The sequence below is a fragment of the Pararhizobium sp. P1_E7 genome, from assembly GCF_056405855.1.
The window spans coordinates 335,003-353,298 of record NZ_JBFUBH010000002.1; the positions used below are offsets into that span (position 1 = coordinate 335,003).

Here is an 18,296-nt window from a genome sequence, read left to right on the forward strand (position 1 = left end):
GATTTTGCGCGATATCGTTATCGCAAAACCGCTGCTCACATTTGCGCGCCATGCCCTAGAGAAGGATCGAGCCGCTCATGACTGCGGCGCATTGTCCGGCAATCCGGATGCTGTGAACCTCGCCGTTCGACTTGCGGGCGGTCACGCGGATTACACTTCTTCGCCCCATCTCGACGCCTTGTTCAATGGTGATATCGACATTGGCGTCCCTGTCCGGTAGCAGCGATGTCAAAAGCGCTGCGAGTGCGCCCGAGGCGCTTCCGGTCGCCGGGTCTTCGATGACATTGTCGAGCGGCGCAAACATCCGGGCGCGCAAATGCCACGGGCTTTCCGGCCGGCGCGTGTAAAGAAACAGGGCAAACTGGTCGTCTTCCGGCTGATATCGCCGGCCGGCTTCGGCAAAGGCCGCGGTGTTGGGGCAGGCACGGGCGAGCGCTTCGATATCCGCAACCTCGGCGATCGCGAAAGGCAGACCGACAGAGCCGATAACGGGGGCGTGGGTTGTGGTACATATCGCCTGCGCCTCGATCGAGGCGCAGCGCGCGATGGTGTCGCTGTCGACCTGCGGTCCCAGCGATAGCGGTTGCGGGGCGAAAATGCCCGCGCCGATCACATGCCCGCCTGCGTCGCGTGTCAGGGCCGCCTCGACGATACCTGCCTTTTCTTCGAACCGAAGCACGTCGCCGGCCGGTCTGCCGAATATGCCGGGCTGATTGCCGAGAACAAACGCCGTGCCGACATTCGGATGTCCGGCGAACGGGATTTCCATCGTCGGGGTGAATATCCTGACGCGTGCCGTGTTGGCCGGATCTTCCGGCGGCAGCACGAAGGTGACTTCGGAATAGCGGAATTCGGCGGCGATATTCTGCATCTGCGCACCGGACAGGCCGCGTGCATCCGGGATGACAGCCAGCTGGTTGCCGGCAAACCGCTCGCTGGTGAAAACATCCACGGTGACATACGCGACGCTGTGCATTTCGATTACCTTCGCTCCCGTTGAAATCTGTCTTGAGGGATATCGCGGAGCGGCGGGGATGCGAACCACGATCTTGTCACCCTGACAATCAGGGAGCGCACGACAGGCCGGACGGATAGCTGGAGGATGAGGCGCCCGGGACGATATCGGCCTGCTTCTGCGCGCCACGAAAAAAGCCCGGCCGCTTGCGCGTGCCGGGCTTCCTCCTCTCCCTCCGTAACTTTGATATTACGCGGCTTTTTCGAATTCTTTCTTCCATCCGCCCTTGGCGGCAAGGCTGCACATCTCGGCGCGATGGCTAAACGCGCGCTGGCCGGCGGCGACGTTTTCCGGCTTGCCGCTCCAGGCACTGAGTGCCTCGGACTGAAGAGCCCGGCCGTAGGAGAAGGTCATGCCCCAGGGCAGGTCGTAACCGGCATTCATGGCGGAGAGGTGCGCTGTCGCTTCTTCGGTGGACTGGCCGCCGGAGAGGAAGGCGATGCCCGGAACGGCTGACGGAACCGTGCGCTTCAAAACCTTGACGGTGCGCTCAGCGACTTCATCGACCGAAGCCTTGCGGGCCTTCTTGCCGTCGATGACCATGCTCGGCTTCAGGATCATGCCTTCCAGGCTGACGCGGGCGTCGCTCAGTTCTTCGAAGACAATGCGCAGCGTTTCTTCGGTCACCTCTTCCGCGCGCTCGATCGAGTGGGTTCCCGGTGCGCCGTCCATCAGCACTTCCGGCTCGACGATCGGCACGATGCCGGCTTCCTGGCAAAGAGCGGCGTAGCGGGCAAGCGCCTGGGCGTTTGCCTTGATGGCGCCGAAGCTCGGCAGCACATCGGAGACCGAGATCACGCCGCGCCATTTGGCAAACCGGGCACCGGCGTCATAGTAGGTCTTCAAGCGGGCGGCGAGGCCATCGAGGCCCTCGGTGATCGTCTCGCCGGGAAATTTAGCCATCGGCTTTGCGCCGGTATCGACCTTGATGCCGGGTACCGCGCCGGCGGCGCGGATGACATCGACGAGCGGCGTGCCGTCGGCTGCCTTCTGGAACAAAGTTTCCTCATAGAGGATGACACCGGAGATATAGGCCTTCATTGCCTCGTCGGTGCGAAACAGCATCTCGCGGTAATCGCGGCGCGATGTTTCGGTCGATGTCAGGCTGATCGTCTCGAAGCGTTTGCCGATCGTCGCCGTGGACTCGTCGGCGGCCAGCAGACCCTTGCCGGTGGCGACCATGGCTGCTGCGATGTCTTCCAGTCTTTCGCTCATATGCGTTCTCCTTGTCCTGATAGATCGCGGATAGCAGAAGAATACGGCAACGAAAATGGAAATTAAATTGTTTAAAACGATTGAAATAAATTTAATCGTTTGAAAGATTGAGATTATTTTTGCGGTTCGTTCAAATATGGGTGCGCCGCAACGAAAAACCCCGGCACAAGGCCGGGGCTGAAAGAGATGATTGGCGTCAGTTCAGCCGTTACTTCTGCTGGTGCAGGATATCGACGCCCGGCAGCGGTTTGCCTTCCATCCATTCGAGGAAGGCGCCGCCGGCGGTGGAGACGTAGGTGAGGTCATCGGCAACGCCGGCATGGTTCATCGCCGAAACCGTATCGCCGCCACCGGCGACGGAAACCAGGGCGCCGCTCTTGGTGCGGCTGGCGGCATGCTTGGCGACGGCGACCGTGGCCTTGTCGAACGGCGCGATTTCAAACGCGCCGAGAGGGCCGTTCCAGACCAGCGTTTCGGCCCTGCTGACCCAGTCATTGACGGCGGCGATCGACTTCGGGCCGACATCGAGCACCATGGCATCGGCCGGAATGGCTTCGATATCGACCACTTCATTGTCGGCACCGGCCTTGAACTCGCGGGCAACGACGCCGTCGACCGGCAGAACGATGGCGCAACCGGCCGTCGCTGCTTCGATCATGATCTGCTTGGCGGTATCGGCAAGGTCATGCTCGCACAGCGACTTGCCGACATTGGTGCCGCGCGCAGCGATGAAGGTGTTGGCCATGCCACCGCCGATGACGAGGGCATCGACCTTCTTCACGAGGTTCATCAAAAGGTCGATCTTGGTGGAGACCTTGGCGCCGCCGACGATGGCGACGACCGGCCGCTTGGGATTACCGAGGCCCTTTTCCAGCGCTTCAAGCTCGGCCTGCATGGTGCGGCCGGCATAGGCGGGCAGCAAACGGGCAAGACCTTCGGTGGACGAGTGGGCACGGTGCGCCGCGGAGAAGGCGTCGTTGACGTAGATGTCGCCATTGGCGGCCAGCGCCTTGGTGAACTCGGCGTCGTTCTTTTCCTCGCCCTTGTGGAAGCGGGTGTTTTCCAGCAGCAGCACATCGCCGTCATTCATGCCGGCAATTGCTGTTGCAGCCTTTTCGCCGATGCAATCGGCAGAAAAGTGGACGCGCTGGTCGAGAATGTCTTCGACGGCAGGGGCGATCAGCGACAGCGACATGTCGGCGGCCGGTTCGCCCTTCGGACGGCCGAAATGGGCGAGCAGGATGACCTTGGCACCCTTTTCCGAGAGTTCGCGGATGGTCGGCACGACGCGTTCGATGCGGGTCGCATCCGTTACCTGGCCGTCCTTGACCGGCACATTGAGATCGACGCGCACAAGCACGCGCTTGCCGGCGATATCGGTGAGGTCGTCGAGGGTCTTGAAAGTCATGGATGGTCTCCGGTCATAGTCTTAAGAAAAGGGTGGGGTAGTCCATCACCAGCCCGTCGTCGTCCACCGGCAGTTCGGCGGTGAAGGAGCGGTCCTCGGCCTCGTATCGATAAAGGCTGTTTTCTTCCAGGCAGGTATAGTTCTGGCCGTCGGGAAAGGGCTCGAACGTATCGAAGGGGACATAGAGCATGGTGAGTTTGGCGGTGCCGTGCTCAGGCTTCAGGCCGAGGCGGCGGATAGGCAGGGTATTGGTAAAGGGCGTTCCGGCAAGATCGATATCGATGCAGCCGTCAAAGGCGGGCAGGGCCGCGCCGCCGGCATCGCGCCAGTGTCCATTGCCATCGGATGCCAGGGAAAGTCTCTGGCCATCTGTCGTGTCGATGCTGAAGGACATCACGGTCCAGGCCCCATCGCAGTCGATCGTGTAGCGGACGCCGTAAGGGCGGCCGCCGCGTTCGCCGATCAGGACACTTGAAGCGCGAATGCCTGCTTCAGAAGGTCCGATCGTCAGGTGTTCGAGCCCTTCCCCTTCGAGCGGACGCCAGCGTACCGTCTTGAGGGAAGGGCGCCGAAACATGGCTTTAGATCAGCTTGGCCATCGCAACGGCCGTGTCGGCCATGCGGTTGGAGAAGCCCCATTCATTGTCGTACCAGGAGAGGATACGCACGAACTTGCCTTCCAAGACCTTGGTCTGGTCGTTGGCGAAGATCGAGGAATGGCTGTCATGGTTGAAGTCGCGCGAAACCAGCGGCTCGTCGGTGTAGCCAAGGATACCCTTGAGCGCGCCGTCGGCGGCTGCCTTGATCGCGCCGTTGATTTCCGCAACCGTCGTGTCCCGCTTGGCGACGAACTTGAAGTCGACGACGGAAACGTTCGGGGTCGGAACGCGGATCGAGGTGCCGTCGAGCTTGCCCTTGAGGTGGGGCAGGACGAGGCCGACGGCCTTTGCAGCGCCGGTCGAGGTCGGGATCATCGACAGGGCGGCTGCACGGGCGCGGTAGAGATCCTTGTGCATCGTGTCGAGCGTCGGCTGGTCGCCGGTATAGGAGTGGATCGTCGTCATGAAGCCATGGTCGATACCGACGACGTCGTCCAGGGTCTTGACCACCGGAACCAGGCAGTTGGTGGTGCAGGAGGCGTTGGAGATGACCAGGTGTTCCTTGGTCAGTTCGTTGTGATTGACACCGAAGACCACGGTCAGGTCAGCACCGTCGGCAGGGGCCGAAACGATGACGCGCTTGGCGCCAGCCTGCAGGTGCAGGGCAGCCTTGTCGCGGGCGGTGAAGATGCCGGTGCATTCGAGCGCGATATCGACGCCCATTGCGGCATGCGGCAAGGTTGCCGGGTCCTTGATTGCCGTGACCTTGATCGGCTTGCCGCCGGCAACGCTGATCGTGTCGCCTTCGACCTTCACGTCGGCCGGAAACTTGCCGTGGATCGAATCGTAGCGCAGGAGGTGAGCATTGGTCTCGACAGGGCCGAGATCGTTGATGGCAACGACTTCAATATCGGTGCGGCCGGATTCGACGATGGCGCGAAGGACGTTGCGGCCGATGCGGCCAAAGCCGTTGATGGCAACTTTTACAGTCATTTCAGGTCTCTCCCTGTCTAAGGTCTCGAGGTGGAAAACGGAGCGCGTTGGGACGCGCTCCGAAGGGGAAAATCAGCCGAGCTTCTTTTCGGCAGCCGCGACGATGGCGTCCGAGGTGATGCCGAAATGCTTGAACAGATCCTTGGCCGGGGCGGACGCGCCGAAGGAATGCATGCCGACGAAATCGCCGTCGTTGCCGATGAAGTAATCCCAGCCCTGGCGGACTGCAGCTTCTGCGGCGATCTTGACCGGTGCATTGCCGATGACGGCCTTGCGGTAGGCCTCCGGCTGTTCCTGGAAGAGTTCGAAGCAGGGAACCGAAACGACGCGGGTCGCGATGCCCTTGCCGTTCAGTTCGGCAGCAGCCTTGACGGCCAGTTCGACTTCCGAGCCCGATGCGAAGATCGAGACCTTGGCATTGCCGGCGGCGATCAGCTCGTAGGCGCCCTTGGCGCAGAGGTTTTCAGCCGAATAGGTGAGACGCGACGGCGCCAGGTTCTGGCGGGTCAGCGCCAGGCCGGACGGACGATGCTGTTCCTTCAGGGCCTGCTGCCAGCATTCGGCGGTTTCCACCGCGTCGGCCGGACGGAACATCAGAAGGTTCGGAATGGCGCGAAGGGCGGCCATGTGCTCGACAGGCTCGTGCGTCGGGCCATCTTCGCCGACACCGATCGAATCGTGTGTCAGGACGTGGATGACGCGGATGCCCATCAAGGCAGCGAGACGGATCGACGGACGGCAGTAGTCCGAGAAGATCATGAAGCCGCCGGAATAAGGGATCAGGCCGCCGTGCAGCGCGATGCCGTTCATGGCTGCCGCCATGCCGTGTTCGCGGATGCCCCAGTGCATGTAGCGGCCGGAGAAATCGGTCGGGGTGATCGACTTCATCTGGCTGGTCTTGGTGTTGTTGGACGGCGTCAGGTCGGCCGAACCGCCAAGCGTTTCCGGAACGATGCCGTTGATGACTTCAAGCGCATCTTCGGATGCCTTGCGGGTGGCGACCGTCGGCGGAGCCTCGGCCAGCTTCTTCTTGTAGGTGTCGATGGCGGCATCGAGATCGCCCGGCAGCGCGCCGGTAAAGCGGCGGACGAATTCGGACTTCTTGGCGGCGTCGGTCGAAGCCAGGCGGCCTTCCCAGGCCTCGTGCGCTTCAGCCGAGCGGCCGCCGGCCGTGCGCCATGCGTCAAGAACGTCTGCCGGGACGGTAAAGGCTTCGGCGTCCCAGTTGAGCGCCTTGCGGGTCGCTGCAATTTCCTCGGCACCCAGCGGCGAACCGTGAACCTTGTGGGTGCCCTGCTTGTTGGGTGCGCCGAAGCCGATGATGGTCTTGCAGGCGATAAAGGTCGGGCGGTCGGACTTCTGGGCCGCTTCGATGGCCGCCGCGATCTGCTCGGGGTCGTGACCGTCAACACGGATCGTGTTCCAGTGAACGGCCTGGAAGCGGGCGATCTGGTCGGTCGAATCCGACAGCGAGACGGCACCGTCGATGGTGATGTTGTTGTCGTCCCAGAACAGCACCAGCTTGTTGAGCTTGAGGTGCCCGGCAAGCGCGATGGCTTCGTGGCTGATACCTTCCATCAGGCAGCCGTCACCGCAGAGCACGTAGGTGTGGTGGTTCTGCAGGTCGCTGCCGAATTCCTCGGCGAGCTTGCGCTCGGCGATCGCCATGCCGACAGCATTGGCAATGCCCTGACCGAGCGGACCGGTGGTCGTCTCGATGCCGGATGCATGACCGTATTCAGGGTGACCGGCAGTCTTGGAGCCGAGCTGGCGGAACTGCTTGAGGTCTTCCATCGTCATGTCTTCGTAGCCCGTCAGATAGAGCAGCGAATAGATGAGCATGGAGCCATGGCCGGCCGACAGCACGAACCGGTCGCGGTCTGCCCAGAGCGGCGCTTTCGGATCGAACTTCAGGTAACGGGAGAATAGGACCGTTGCCACGTCGGCAGCACCCATGGGCAGGCCGGGATGGCCTGAATTGGCCTTTTCAACGGCATCCATGGAGAGGAATCGGATTGCATTTGCCATCCGGTCGTGTTTTTCGCGAGAGATCATTGTCTGTTCCGCTTGAGTTCGGTGGACAGGGAACGGTCTCTATCCTCCAAAGACCGTATGAGAAGCGGCTACCACATAGCACCTGCTTCGAGGGAGTCAACAAATACGGGCCTTTTGACCGGGGTTGCGGAGACTTTTTGGCCACGCTTTGCCGCCGGCATTTCAAATCTGCACAGATGCGCAAATACCTTTAAAATGCCGGTGATCCACAGCTTCTATTAGCTGGGCAAGTGGTTATCGTTGTAGAGACTTGCCGAATGGGTCTAATAATGTGCTTGGCTTGAAATCCAAGCGCCGGGCGGCGATTCGAGGTTGTCCGGTGTGTATCGGGAAAGCGTGATGGCGGCAGGAAAGACAGTCAAGGCGGCGATCGAAGAGTTGCGTGGAGCCGTCAGCAGCCTCGAAAATGCTATTGACGGGCGCTTCGAGCAGGAGCGCGACCGGAGCGAAATCGAAGGCGAAGTTCGCCGCGTCAATACGGACCGGTCACGGCTCGCGCAGGAGCTCGACCAGTCGCAATTCCGGGCAAACCGCCTCGAGGAAGTCAACCGGGAAGTCTCGCGCCGTCTGGTGACGGCCATGGAAACGATAAGGGCAGTGCTGGACCGCTGAGGCGTGGTCCGCCTGCGGGCAGGTGACGTGTATGGCACAAGTAACGGTGATGATCGACGGCAAGGCCTATCGCATGGCATGCGAGGAGGGCCAGGAAGATCATCTGACCGAACTGGCCACCCGTTTCGACCAGTATGTCAGCCACCTGAAGAGCCAGTTCGGCGAAATCGGCGACCTGCGCCTGACGGTGATGGCCGGCATCATGGTGATGGACGAACTCAGCGAAGTGAACCGCAAGCTGAAAAATATCGAGGAAGAGACCAACAGCCTGAGGCAGGGCCGCGCCGCGACACTGTCGGATCAGCAGAAGAACGAGGAGGCGATTGCCTCGGCGCTGTCCGAGGTAACCTCGCAGATTCACGGGATCGCGCTGAAGCTCAGCGGCAAGGCTGCGCCGGCTTCCAACTGAATTTTGACAAGTTGGCTGCGTGCCACTGGCGCAAGCCGTCGATGCACTCTATATTCCGATTGCGGTCTGCGCTTCCCGACAGGACACCACAATCCCTGGGGCCATACTCGATCCAAAGGGAGCTGTCCCTGACCTGGCCCGTGGGCTAGGTCACATGGCGCCCACCTACGTTTGTAGGCACCCAGGATCGTAAACAGTCCACCGGTTGTGTGGATCGCACTTTTCCCTTGATTTTCAGTGATTTTCGCCTGCGGTCATACCGGGATGGGAATTGGCTTTATATCGGGGGTGCGATCAGGCGAATTGCAATTGTCACCAGATATGCCATGTTGATTAGATATATCTAAAATAACATGCTATTTTTCAAAATCCAATTTGCGGATGCTTCTAATGATAATCGACGTCAACAATCTCAAGCTGAAGAAATCGCATTTGACGCTATTGTCGAAAGAACCCTTGGCGGGTCTGCTGACGTTGGAGACCGACCAAGGGCAGGTGCGCTTTGAAATCAATGAAAACAGCGCAAACGATCTTCTTGACGAGGTCCTGGCACTTTTTGGCGTACCTCGCCCACCATCAGCGGACTCGAAGACCAGCGTGGGCCTTTGACAGCGACAGGCTGATCTCAAAGGTTTTTGGCGTTGTTCAACCTGTTTGGGAGAATAGGCGACGTTGATTTGCGGGTCGACTTCTTGCGCCTCATGAAGATAAGGGGCAGCAAAACGAAATTGCGAACGATCTCTTAAGTGCTGGACACTGTTTGCGCTTTTTGGAAGTAGAATTACGAATACGCAAGATTGTTGTTATCGCGTCGTTTCTTTTTGCCATGCCTAGGGTCTAAGTCTTCAAGCCTGCGTCGGTGGCCGAAAAGCCTCGCGGATGGCGTTGGACATGCTTTCGACGATCCGCATGTTGCCGCGCGGTCTAGTTTTCATCACGACGTTGGAAAAATCGATGATGTCGTAACCGTCCGCGGTTGTCAGTTCGCGGCATCCGGCAGGGATGCTGCTGCGGGTGAGGGGCGCGATGGCAAGGCCTGATGTAACCGCGGCGATCAGGCCGCTGCTGGTGCGGCTGATATAAGCGACGCGGCTTTCCCTGTTGCGCTTCGTCAGGCTCCTGAGCGCCAGTTCATCGCACCATCCGTTTTTCAGATAGGTGTAGGTGGCGATCGGCAACGGGTGCCGTGTATGGGCGCAATGCTGATCGGATGTCACCCAGACCGTCGGGTCCACCATCAGCACCTCGTTGCGGGTCGGCCCGCCCGGCTCGAAGACAACGGCAATATCGATTTCGCCGGCATCGAGCGCTGCGAGGTTGGACATGGAGACGCCCTGCTGCACAGTGACCTCGACGCCGGGATGAACGGCGGCAAAGGCGCCCAGCGCCTTCGGCAGTGTCGAGTTGATATATTCCTCCGAGATGCCGATCCTGACCGAGCCATCAAGGGCGGGAAGCCGGATCGATGCGGCCGTGTCGTCCAACAGCGTGACGATGCGGCGGGCATTGTCCAGCAGCCGAATTCCGTGGCCGGTCATGTTGACACCGCGCGATCCACGCTCGAACAGCGTCTCACCCAAGATATCCTCGAGCTTCTTGATCTGCATGCTGACGGCCGACTGCGTCCGGCCAACCGTCTCTCCCGCCTTGGTGAAATTGCCGCTCTCGGCCACGGCAACGAAGGTGCGAAGGAGGTCGCTTTCGAGAGGAGGAAACATCGTGCAAGCCATCATGTTTTCTGATGATAGGCATGTTCGCAATTCGTTGGATTGATGTCAATGGACGTCCGATACTCCCTGCGAACACATCGGAGTTTCCGGATATGAAGCACGATCACAGAACACGCCGTTGGCCCGGCAGGATGAGCAGATGGACTTGGCGCACGTTGGCGCAATGGCGGCAGAAGCGGCGGGCACGACTGGCCTTCACAGGGATATTACGGCGCAAAAACGCGCATCTGCTTCAGGATATCGGTTTGGCCAGAATGGATGCCGGTCGCGATCCGGCGCATAGCGCCAGGCGGCATCGTTTCTGGATGCTATGAGATCAAGTCCATCCGGGCGGCGCGGAAGATTGCCTCGGCAACGTTGCCCGCCTGCAGCTTGCGCATCGCGGAGGCGAATGCCTGCTCAACCCTCTCATGACAAATATCTGTTTCGCGGGTGATGTCTTCCCGGGTTCTGCCGCGCGCGGCCAGTGACAGGCAGCGCAGTTCCAAAGCGTCGAGTTCCTGCAGCATCTTGTCCTTCATGGACATATCCGGCTCCGTCTGAGAGGCTCTAAAGTTGACCAGTTTTCCCGCATCGCCGGAAGCGGGCACCGAACGGTTTTCCGGTCGCGGCCCTCTCTTGCACGGCGGCAAGAGAGGGCGAAAGGGGAACCGGTTTGCATCATGAACAGACCTCTAAGATCGTGCCAGTTTGGGAAAACGGGCCGGTTTCGTCGCAAAAAGTTGCATAGGCGCCGGCTGCGCGGTTCCCTTGTCCCGGCTTGATGCTCTAGAGATGGAGACTGGCAGACGGGAGAGCATGGGCATGACACCGAGGGAACTGAAAGCCACGTTGCGTTTGGAACGTCTGGCACTGCGCGATTCGATGACGCCGGAGGCGCGTATCGATGGCAGCCTGGCGATGCTTGACCATGCCGGCGACACGATAGAATTTGACCCCGGGCAGGTGATTTCCGGCTTCTGGCCAATCCGTTCTGAGGTCGATATCCGGCCGTTGATGGCGCGCCTGCGCGAGCGCGGCGCCCGGCTTTGCCTGCCTGTCATCCTGGACAAAAAGACAATCGTTTTTCGCGAACTCGTACCCGGCGCCCCTATCGTGGAAACAGGATTTGGCACCACCGGACCGGCTGCGGATGCGCCGGTTCTCGATCCCGACATCATGCTGGTGCCCTTGTCCGCCTTCGACAGGACGGGCCACCGGATCGGCTACGGGGCTGGATATTACGACCGCGCCATCGAGCGCTTGCGCTTGAAAGGCCATATGCCAAGGTTGATCGGGATTGCATTTGACTGCCAGGAAGTGGCATCAGTGCCGGCGGAGCCGCATGACGTGGCGCTGGATGCCCTGCTGACCGAAAGCGGGCTCCGGATTTTCGGGCTAGGAATAAGCAAATATGAGACTTTTGTTTCTGGGTGACATGGTTGGCAAGACTGGCCGGACGGCGGTCTGGGAAAAACTGCCTGGCCTGATCAGCGACCTGAAACTCGATTTCGTCATCGTCAACGGCGAGAATGCCGCCGGCGGGTTCGGCATCACCGAAGATATCTTCCTCGAGACCATCAATGCCGGCGCCGATGTCGTGACCACCGGCAACCATGTCTGGGATCAGAAGGAAGCAGTCTCCTTCTGCCAGCGGCACGACCAGTTCCTGCGGCCCGCCAACTATCCGGCCGGTACCCCCGGGCGCGGCTCAAACCTCTATTTCGCCCGCAACGGCGCCCGCGTCCTTGTCGCCAATGTGATGGGCCGCGTCTTCATGCATCCGGAACTCGACGATCCCTTCAAGGCGGCGGAAAGTATTCTGGCCGCCTGCCCGTTGAAAGAGCAGGCCGACGCGATCGTCTTCGATTTCCATGCGGAGGCAACCAGCGAAAAACAGTGCTTTGGCCATTTCGTCGATGGCCGCGTCAGCTTCGTCGTCGGCACGCATACCCATGTGCCGACCGCCGACGCGCAGATCCTCAATGGCGGCACGGCCTATATGTCGGATGCCGGTATGTGCGGCGATTACGATTCCTCGCTCGGCATGGAAAAGGAAGAGCCGCTCAACCGCTTCATCTCGAAAATGCCGAAGGGCCGTTTCGAGGCCGCCTCGGGGCCTGCGACCCTCTGCGGCGTCGGGGTCGAGATCTCCGATCGCACGGGTTTGGCCGAGAATATCGCACCGCTCAGGATCGGGCCGCGGCTTGCCGAAACGATACCGGCGTTCTGGGGATAGAACGGTACCTTGTGCGCTGTCACCGGGCGATGCGTTCCTTGCCAAGCAAGCCGCTGATTTATATCCTGCAGGGTGTGTGATCCTGGGATTCATGGAATGAAGTTTTTCGCTGCCTGTCTTCTTGCCGTTCTTTCCGTGACAAATCCGGTTCTGGCCGATGGCGCGCCGCCACCGCGATTGCCGGCGGCGGAAGGCGACAAGACACCCGTGACCGTGCCGGAAACCAAATCGTTTGGCCGGCAAGAGGAATTCGTTCTGCCCTCCGGCAATATCGGCTGCGTCTATACGCCTGAAGGCGGGACAGAGGTCTATCAGCCCGCGGACGGCGGTCCGGAACTGTCCTGCGACCGCATCGAGCCCCGTTACGTTCGCACGACCCTTTCCCGCAAAGGGGCTGCCACGCTCTTCAAGGAAGTGAGTGACCAGAGCTGCTGTTCGGCAGGTCCGGTGCTCGACTATGGCCAGACCTGGGCTGCAGGCCCGTTCTCCTGTCTTTCGACCCGCACAGGCTTATCCTGCGAACGAAATGACGGCCATTCCTTCTTTCTCAGCCGCAAGCGCCTCAACGCCAACTAAAAGCCGGTCAACTGAAAAAAGGCGGGCCCTTCTGGACGCAAAGCTTCAATGAAACTATAAGGCGCCCAATTCCAAACATGACTAGCATGAGAAGAGGGCGCCATGGCCGGCCATTCACAGTTTAAAAACATCATGCACCGCAAGGGCCGTCAGGATGCCGTGCGGTCGAAAATGTTCTCCAAGCTCGCGCGCGAAATTACCGTCGCGGTCAAGGGCGGCCTGCCCGATCCGACGATGAATGCGCGCCTGCGTCTGGCGATCCAGAACGCCAAGGCACAGTCGATGCCGAAGGACAATATCGAGCGCGCCATCAAGAAGGGCTCCGGTGCCGACGGCGAGAACTACGAAGAAGTCCGCTACGAAGGCTATGGTCCGGGCGGCGTCGCCGTCATCGTCGAGGCTCTGACCGACAACCGCAACCGCACCGCCTCCAACGTCCGCTCGACCTTCACCAAGGCCGGCGGCGCGCTTGGCGAAACCGGCTCGGTGTCCTTCTCCTTCGACCGCGTCGGCGAAATCTCCTACAAGCTGTCGGCCGGCGATGCCGACATGGTGATGGAAGCGGCAATCGAAGCCGGCGCCGATGACGTCACCACCGACGAGGACGGCCACTTCATCATCTGCGGTTTCGAGGCGATCGGCGACGTTTCCAAGGCGCTTGAATCCACGCTCGGCGAAGCCGACACCGTCAAGGCGATCTGGAAGGCCCAGAACACCGTTCCGGTCGATGAAGAGCGGGCCCAGTCGCTGATGAAGCTGATCGATACGCTGGAAGACGACGACGACGTGCAGAACGTCTACACCAACTTCGAAGTCTCCGACGAAGTGATGGCCAAGCTTTCGGCCTAACCAACCTGCATTGCGCCGGTTCACGTCATCGCCTGTCGGAATTGGCAAGCCAGTTCCGGCAACTGGCCATTAGGCTCCTCCTTATTTCAAGAGGATGTTGACCATGCAGACTGTGACGAAACTTGCGGCGCCTGTGCCTGCGGAGGGTGATCCGGCAACACTGGACGGCTGGGTCGTCGTGGCCGGCACCCCTTCGATGAAGACCTGGGCGCTGCATACATCCTCGGATGGCTCGATGGTCTCCGGTTATTGGGAAGCGACGCCCGGCACCTATCACGCGACCTACACAGCCTATGAATTCGTGCACATGATCGCCGGCAAGATCATCATCACGCCGGATGGCGGCACCCCGGTTACGGTCGGTGCTGGCGATGCCTTCGTCGTCGAGGCCGATTTCAAAGGCACGTGGGAAATCCTTGAAACGGTGCGCAAGCACTTCGATTTCAAGGTCTGAAGCCCTATCCAAGATTGCGTAAAATTGATGCCCCGGAATTTCTCCGGGGTATTTTTATGCCGCCTTCGCCAGTTCCTGCCGTGTTCTCGCAAAAGCAGCACATTTGGGCGGCCGAACATAAAACGTTCCCGCGTGTTGTCCTTTGGCTGCTTTATGATGGCACTCTTGCTACCGATAGCCGGTCGCGTCCGCCGGTTTGCCGGCGTCCTGGACTTCACGGATATAACGCCAGCAGTCGGGCCTCGACCCGTCAAGATCGTTGAACCTGTATAGCTTTGCCAGTTCGCCGCTGGACACGGCAGTGCCATTCCATCGGGCGCGGTCCGGATCTTTGGCGAGTGCTGCAACGGCTCGCCCGATGAAGCTCGGTGTCTCCGATATGATGAAATGCGGCACCTTTTCTGCCGCATCGCGCCAGTTGCCTTCGGTCACGCCAAATGTTTCCAGCATGATTTCCGATCGTAGCCAGCCCGGTGTCATGCAGACCGATGTGGCGCCGTGCGGCGCGAGGTCCTTGGAATGCGCCCATGCCATGCGCGTGATGGCCGTCTTGCAAAGGTCGTAGAAGGGCGAGATTCGGTAGTTCGCTGCGTTATACTCGGGCGTCCCATCGGTGACTTCGACCAGAAGCCCTCCCGGCTGGGCAATAAGCAACGGAAGGGCGTAGTGGGCCGTTATCAGATGCGTGTCGAGTGACAGCCGCAGCATGCGCAAACCCTTTTCCAGGTCATGCTCCCATACCGGTTTGTTCCACTCGATCAGGTGTTCACCGCCCCATATGTCATTGACGAGAATGTCCAGCCGTCCTTCATCCCTTTGGATGCGCGAAACGAGATCGCTCACCTCGGCCGGGACGAGATGATCGACACGCACGGCGACGCCCCGGCCGCCTGCGGCGGTCACCTGTTCGGCAGTCTCTTCGATGGTTTCCGGGCGACCGTATTCAGATTGCTGGGTGCGAGTGGTGCGGCCCGTTACATAGACCGTCGCGCCGGCGGCGCCGAGTTCGACGGCTATGCCGCGTCCGGCACCACGGGTCCCGCCCGCTACCAGGGCGATTTTTCCTTTCAGCGGCATTGGTCTCTCCCTGAACCATTATGCTGTTGCCGGATGCATTGACGTATGTAAATAATAAACGAATATGCATTTATAAACAAGGACCCAAAATGCCGAGGCCAAAAACACTTCCCGACTCGGAAATTCTGGAGGCCGCATTGCGGCATATGCAGCGCGTAGGTGCGGAAAAGCTGACATTCTCCGCCCTTGCCGTCACCACGGGCCTTTCGCCTTCCACCCTCGTCCAGCGCTTCGGAAGCAAGGATGCGATGGCAAGGGCAGCACTCAGTCATGCCTGGGATCGGCTGGACGGCGATACGGCGCGGTTGGCAGCGTCCGTTGGGCGGACGCCGGCCGGATCGGTGGAGCTTCTGGTTCGGCTTTCCAGCAGCTACGGCGATGTAACAAGCTATGCTGAAGGCTTGATGCTTCTACGGGAGGACATCAGGGATCCTGCGCTTCGCCAGAGGGGCGTTCGATGGGGGCAGGCTCTTGTTGATGCGATAAATGCATGCTTTGCCCAAACGCCTGCTGCGCCCGCCAGTATAGGCAGAATGATGATCACCCAATGGCAAGGCGCGCTGTTGTGGTGGAGTTTTCAGCCCGATGAGCCGGTGCCGGTCTATGTCGAGAAGGAATTGACCTCCTTCCTAGAGGCTCTGGCCTTGCCCGTATAACGCTCCGGCTTCTGTGTTATGCCGCCTTCGCCAGTTGCTGCCGTGCTTCGGCGAAAAGCCGGACCGATTTCAGCCGGGCATCCATGTCGTAGATCGGCATGGAGACGATCACTTCATCCGCGTTGGTCTGATCGATGAACCGGTCGAGCTTCGTCTTGATCGTTTCCGGCCCTCCGACCACGGCATAGGTCATGGCGTGATCGACGAAGATCTTTTCATTGTCGCTCCACAGGCTATCCATCGAATCCACTGGTGGCGGAAACTGGCCGCGGGCGTTGCGGCGCAGCGCGACGAAAGATTGCTGCATCGAGGTGAAGAGGTGGTTGGCCTCGTCGTCGGTATCGGCAGCGACGCCCATGATGCCGACCATGGCATGGGGCTTGTCGAGATATTGCGACGGTTCGAAACGCTCACGATAGATTTCCAGTGCAGACAGCAACATGTCCGGCGCGAAATGCGAGGCGAAGGCGAAGGGCAGGCCGAGCATGCCGGCCAGATGCGCGCTGAAATGGCTGGAACCCAGCAGCCAGATCGGCACGTTGCTATCGGCGCCGGGCACTGCGATCAGGTCCTGACCGTCCTTGACCGGACCGAGCAGGGCCTGCAGTTCGACCACGTCGTTTGGAAAGTTGTTGGCGCTGGCCTCCATGTTACGCCGAAGCGCTGACGCGGTCCGCATGTCCGTTCCCGGCGCGCGGCCAAGGCCGAGATCGATGCGGCCGGGATAGAGTGCTGCCAGCGTGCCGAACTGCTCGGCGATCACCAGCGGCGAATGGTTCGGCAGCATGATGCCGCCGGAACCAACGCGGATGGTCTTGGTTCCAGCCGCCACATGGGAAATGACGATGGATGTTGCCGCGCTGGCGATCCCCTTCATGCCGTGATGTTCGGCGAGCCAGAAGCGCTCGTAGCCAAACGCCTCCGCCTCCTGCGCCAGCCGCCGGGAATTCTGCAGGGCTTGGGAGGCGTTCGATCCTTGCGTGATCGGGGAAAGGTCGAGGATCGAAAAGGGCACCATGGGAAAAGCCTTCGATGAATGGAGCTGATAGAAGCCTATGTAAGATCGAATTCTGTAAATCCAAGCCTCAACGGTGAAATGCGACGCCTGAGGCATGGCTCCCAAATAACTGCGGATGTTTTTGTTTTGTTCACATTTTGCTGGCAGCGTCCGGGCATGAGTATTAAGCTTCCCACCATGCACAATACGATTCGTATCATCGGTATCGATCCAGGCCTCCGTCGTACCGGCTGGGGCATTATTGATACGCTTGGCAACTCCCTGCGCTTTGTCGCTTCCGGCACCGTCACCTCCGATGGTGATATGGATCTGGCCTCGCGGCTCTGCCAGCTGCATGATGGCCTGGCCGATGTGATCCACACCCATACGCCCGACGAGGCAGCCGTCGAGCAGACCTTCGTCAACAAGGATGCGGTGGCGACGCTGAAGCTCGGCCAGGCACGCGGCATCGCCATGCTGGTGCCGGCACGCGCCGGTCTTCAAGTGGCTGAGTATGCGCCGAATGCCGTGAAAAAGGCCGTGATCGGCGTCGGTCACGGCGAAAAGCAGCAAATCCATATGATGCTGAAGATCCTGATGCCGAAAGCCGAATTCAAGGGCAACGATGCCGCCGACGCCTTGGCGATTGCCATCTGCCACGCCCATAACCGTGGCGGCGCAAGGATGCGCATGGCGGCGCTGGCGGGCTGATTTGTTCTTGACTTGTTCTGTTTGGGCGGATAAGTAATACTTCAGAGGTATTACCATGCGTGTGACGGAAAAAGGTCAGGTGACCATCCCGAAGGAAATCAGAGACCGCCTCGGCATCGTTCCTGGGTCGGAGGTGGATTTCGTTGCGTCCAGCAAAGGCGCATTGCTTGTGCGGGTGGATGCTTCGGTGGAGGAACCGGCGATCCGGGACTTTGATGACTGGGCAGCCAGCGTGAAGGGAACATTTGACACTGGCGGCATGAGCACGGACGAGTTCATGGTTTGGCTGAGAGGCGAACGTGACGATCTCTACCCTGGTTGATACCAATATCTTCATCGATATTCTCGGACCTGAAACGGCCGTTCGTCCTTGGTCGCTCGCAGCCTTGCGGCAATGTGTGAGCGGCGGAACCCTGGTCCTCAGCCCGATCGTCTGGTCCGAACTTGCGGCATCGCCTATTTCAGAGGGGGACTTGCTGGCCGCCTTGAACTGGCTCGATCCCAAGCGTGAAAATATCCCTTACGAGGCGGCATTCCGTGCGGGAAAAGCGCATCGGGCCTATTGTCTAGCTGGCGGTCAACGGGAGAGGACGCTGCCGGATTTTCTCATCGGCGCCCATGCCGACTGGCGCAGACACCGGCTGTTGACGCGGAATGGGGCCAGATACAGTTCCTACTTTCCCGCCGTCGAACTGATCACGCCGGAAACTCACCCATGAAGG

At 60.2% G+C, this 18,296-nt stretch carries 22 protein-coding genes and 1 other RNA gene; 13 read left to right on the plus strand and 10 right to left on the minus strand.

The features are described 5' to 3' along the window. Positions 1-55 precede the first annotated feature (55 nt). The 6 genes from AC1D17_RS04090 to tkt all read right to left on the minus strand — a co-directional run bounded on the left by AC1D17_RS04090 (position 56) and on the right by tkt (position 7,285). Entirely contained in the window at positions 56-976 is a 921-nt protein-coding gene (locus tag AC1D17_RS04090; RefSeq protein ID WP_477564136.1) for a PhzF family phenazine biosynthesis protein, read from the minus strand. Positions 977-1,204: 228 nt separating this feature from the next. Continuing rightward, positions 1,205-2,230, minus strand: coding sequence for a class I fructose-bisphosphate aldolase (locus AC1D17_RS04095; RefSeq protein WP_477564137.1), 1,026 nt, complete (start codon positions 2,228-2,230; stop codon positions 1,205-1,207). Positions 2,231-2,438: 208 nt separating this feature from the next. Further along, positions 2,439-3,638: a phosphoglycerate kinase gene (locus tag AC1D17_RS04100; protein ID WP_477564138.1), complete on the minus strand. Its 1,200-nt coding sequence runs from the start codon at positions 3,636-3,638 to the stop codon at positions 2,439-2,441. A 13-nt stretch (positions 3,639-3,651) separates the two neighbouring features. Beyond that, a complete protein-coding gene (locus tag AC1D17_RS04105) occupies positions 3,652-4,215 on the minus strand; it encodes a putative glycolipid-binding domain-containing protein (RefSeq protein WP_477564139.1) in 564 nt (187 codons plus the stop codon). Positions 4,216-4,219: 4 nt separating this feature from the next. Next, positions 4,220-5,230: a type I glyceraldehyde-3-phosphate dehydrogenase gene (gene gap / locus AC1D17_RS04110; RefSeq protein ID WP_477564140.1), complete on the minus strand. Its 1,011-nt coding sequence runs from the start codon at positions 5,228-5,230 to the stop codon at positions 4,220-4,222. Positions 5,231-5,302: 72 nt separating this feature from the next. Then, on the minus strand, positions 5,303-7,285 hold the full coding sequence (tkt, locus tag AC1D17_RS04115; RefSeq protein WP_477564141.1) for a transketolase: 1,983 nt from the start codon (positions 7,283-7,285) through the stop codon (positions 5,303-5,305). 339 nt (positions 7,286-7,624) lie between these two features. Between tkt and AC1D17_RS04120 the strand changes: the two genes are divergently transcribed. The 4 genes from AC1D17_RS04120 (at position 7,625) to AC1D17_RS04135 (ending at position 8,915) form a co-directional block, all read left to right on the plus strand. Beyond that, positions 7,625-7,897 (plus strand): DUF4164 domain-containing protein, encoded by a 273-nt coding sequence (locus AC1D17_RS04120; protein WP_477564142.1) that lies wholly within the window; start codon positions 7,625-7,627, stop codon positions 7,895-7,897. Positions 7,898-7,928: 31 nt separating this feature from the next. Next, on the plus strand, positions 7,929-8,306 hold the full coding sequence (locus AC1D17_RS04125) for a cell division protein ZapA (protein ID WP_477564143.1): 378 nt from the start codon (positions 7,929-7,931) through the stop codon (positions 8,304-8,306). A 60-nt stretch (positions 8,307-8,366) separates the two neighbouring features. Next, a non-coding RNA gene (ssrS, locus tag AC1D17_RS04130) (6S RNA) lies at positions 8,367-8,526 on the plus strand. 170 nt (positions 8,527-8,696) lie between these two features. Further along, positions 8,697-8,915, plus strand: coding sequence for a hypothetical protein (locus AC1D17_RS04135; protein ID WP_477564144.1), 219 nt, complete (start codon positions 8,697-8,699; stop codon positions 8,913-8,915). 236 nt (positions 8,916-9,151) lie between these two features. On the opposite strand, the gene AC1D17_RS04140 is transcribed toward AC1D17_RS04135, so the two are convergent. Both AC1D17_RS04140 and AC1D17_RS04145 read right to left on the minus strand, forming a co-directional pair. Next, a complete protein-coding gene (locus AC1D17_RS04140; RefSeq protein WP_477564145.1) occupies positions 9,152-10,024 on the minus strand; it encodes a LysR family transcriptional regulator in 873 nt (290 codons plus the stop codon). A 320-nt stretch (positions 10,025-10,344) separates the two neighbouring features. Continuing rightward, complete coding sequence (locus AC1D17_RS04145; RefSeq protein WP_477564146.1) at positions 10,345-10,557, minus strand: transcriptional regulator; 213 nt, start codon at positions 10,555-10,557, stop codon at positions 10,345-10,347. 283 nt (positions 10,558-10,840) lie between these two features. Between AC1D17_RS04145 and AC1D17_RS04150 the strand changes: the two genes are divergently transcribed. The 5 genes from AC1D17_RS04150 to AC1D17_RS04170 all read left to right on the plus strand — a co-directional run bounded on the left by AC1D17_RS04150 (position 10,841) and on the right by AC1D17_RS04170 (position 14,133). Further along, on the plus strand, positions 10,841-11,452 hold the full coding sequence (locus tag AC1D17_RS04150) for a 5-formyltetrahydrofolate cyclo-ligase (RefSeq protein ID WP_477564147.1): 612 nt from the start codon (positions 10,841-10,843) through the stop codon (positions 11,450-11,452). After that, on the plus strand, positions 11,430-12,254 hold the full coding sequence (locus tag AC1D17_RS04155; RefSeq protein ID WP_477564148.1) for a TIGR00282 family metallophosphoesterase: 825 nt from the start codon (positions 11,430-11,432) through the stop codon (positions 12,252-12,254). The genes AC1D17_RS04150 and AC1D17_RS04155 overlap by 23 nt, the downstream gene beginning before the upstream one ends. A gap of 96 nt (positions 12,255-12,350) precedes the next feature. Then, positions 12,351-12,830: a hypothetical protein gene (locus tag AC1D17_RS04160; RefSeq protein WP_477564149.1), complete on the plus strand. Its 480-nt coding sequence runs from the start codon at positions 12,351-12,353 to the stop codon at positions 12,828-12,830. Between the two features lie 102 nt (positions 12,831-12,932). Continuing rightward, the gene (locus AC1D17_RS04165; RefSeq protein ID WP_477564150.1) at positions 12,933-13,679 is read left to right on the plus strand and encodes a YebC/PmpR family DNA-binding transcriptional regulator; all 747 of its coding nucleotides are present in this window, start codon (positions 12,933-12,935) and stop codon (positions 13,677-13,679) included. A gap of 97 nt (positions 13,680-13,776) precedes the next feature. Then, positions 13,777-14,133, plus strand: a complete 357-nt coding sequence (locus AC1D17_RS04170) for a cupin domain-containing protein (RefSeq protein ID WP_477564151.1) — start codon at positions 13,777-13,779, stop codon at positions 14,131-14,133. A 168-nt stretch (positions 14,134-14,301) separates the two neighbouring features. Here AC1D17_RS04170 and AC1D17_RS04175 read toward each other — a convergent pair whose 3' ends face one another. Then, positions 14,302-15,210 (minus strand): SDR family oxidoreductase, encoded by a 909-nt coding sequence (locus tag AC1D17_RS04175; protein ID WP_477564152.1) that lies wholly within the window; start codon positions 15,208-15,210, stop codon positions 14,302-14,304. 89 nt (positions 15,211-15,299) lie between these two features. Between AC1D17_RS04175 and AC1D17_RS04180 the strand changes: the two genes are divergently transcribed. Then, complete coding sequence (locus AC1D17_RS04180; RefSeq protein ID WP_477564266.1) at positions 15,300-15,866, plus strand: TetR family transcriptional regulator; 567 nt, start codon at positions 15,300-15,302, stop codon at positions 15,864-15,866. Positions 15,867-15,882: 16 nt separating this feature from the next. Here the strand turns inward: AC1D17_RS04180 and AC1D17_RS04185 are convergent, their stop codons facing one another. After that, on the minus strand, positions 15,883-16,884 hold the full coding sequence (locus AC1D17_RS04185; RefSeq protein WP_477564153.1) for an LLM class flavin-dependent oxidoreductase: 1,002 nt from the start codon (positions 16,882-16,884) through the stop codon (positions 15,883-15,885). A gap of 177 nt (positions 16,885-17,061) precedes the next feature. Between AC1D17_RS04185 and ruvC the strand changes: the two genes are divergently transcribed. Genes ruvC through AC1D17_RS04200 form a run of 3 tightly spaced genes read left to right on the plus strand, consistent with a single transcriptional unit; the run spans position 17,062 to position 18,293 of the window. Further along, positions 17,062-17,574, plus strand: coding sequence for a crossover junction endodeoxyribonuclease RuvC (ruvC, locus tag AC1D17_RS04190; protein WP_477564267.1), 513 nt, complete (start codon positions 17,062-17,064; stop codon positions 17,572-17,574). A 55-nt stretch (positions 17,575-17,629) separates the two neighbouring features. Continuing rightward, positions 17,630-17,896, plus strand: coding sequence for an AbrB/MazE/SpoVT family DNA-binding domain-containing protein (locus AC1D17_RS04195; protein ID WP_477564154.1), 267 nt, complete (start codon positions 17,630-17,632; stop codon positions 17,894-17,896). Next, a complete protein-coding gene (locus AC1D17_RS04200; protein ID WP_477564155.1) occupies positions 17,874-18,293 on the plus strand; it encodes a type II toxin-antitoxin system VapC family toxin in 420 nt (139 codons plus the stop codon). Before AC1D17_RS04195 ends, AC1D17_RS04200 begins: the two co-directional genes overlap by 23 nt. Positions 18,294-18,296: the final 3 nt, after the last annotated feature.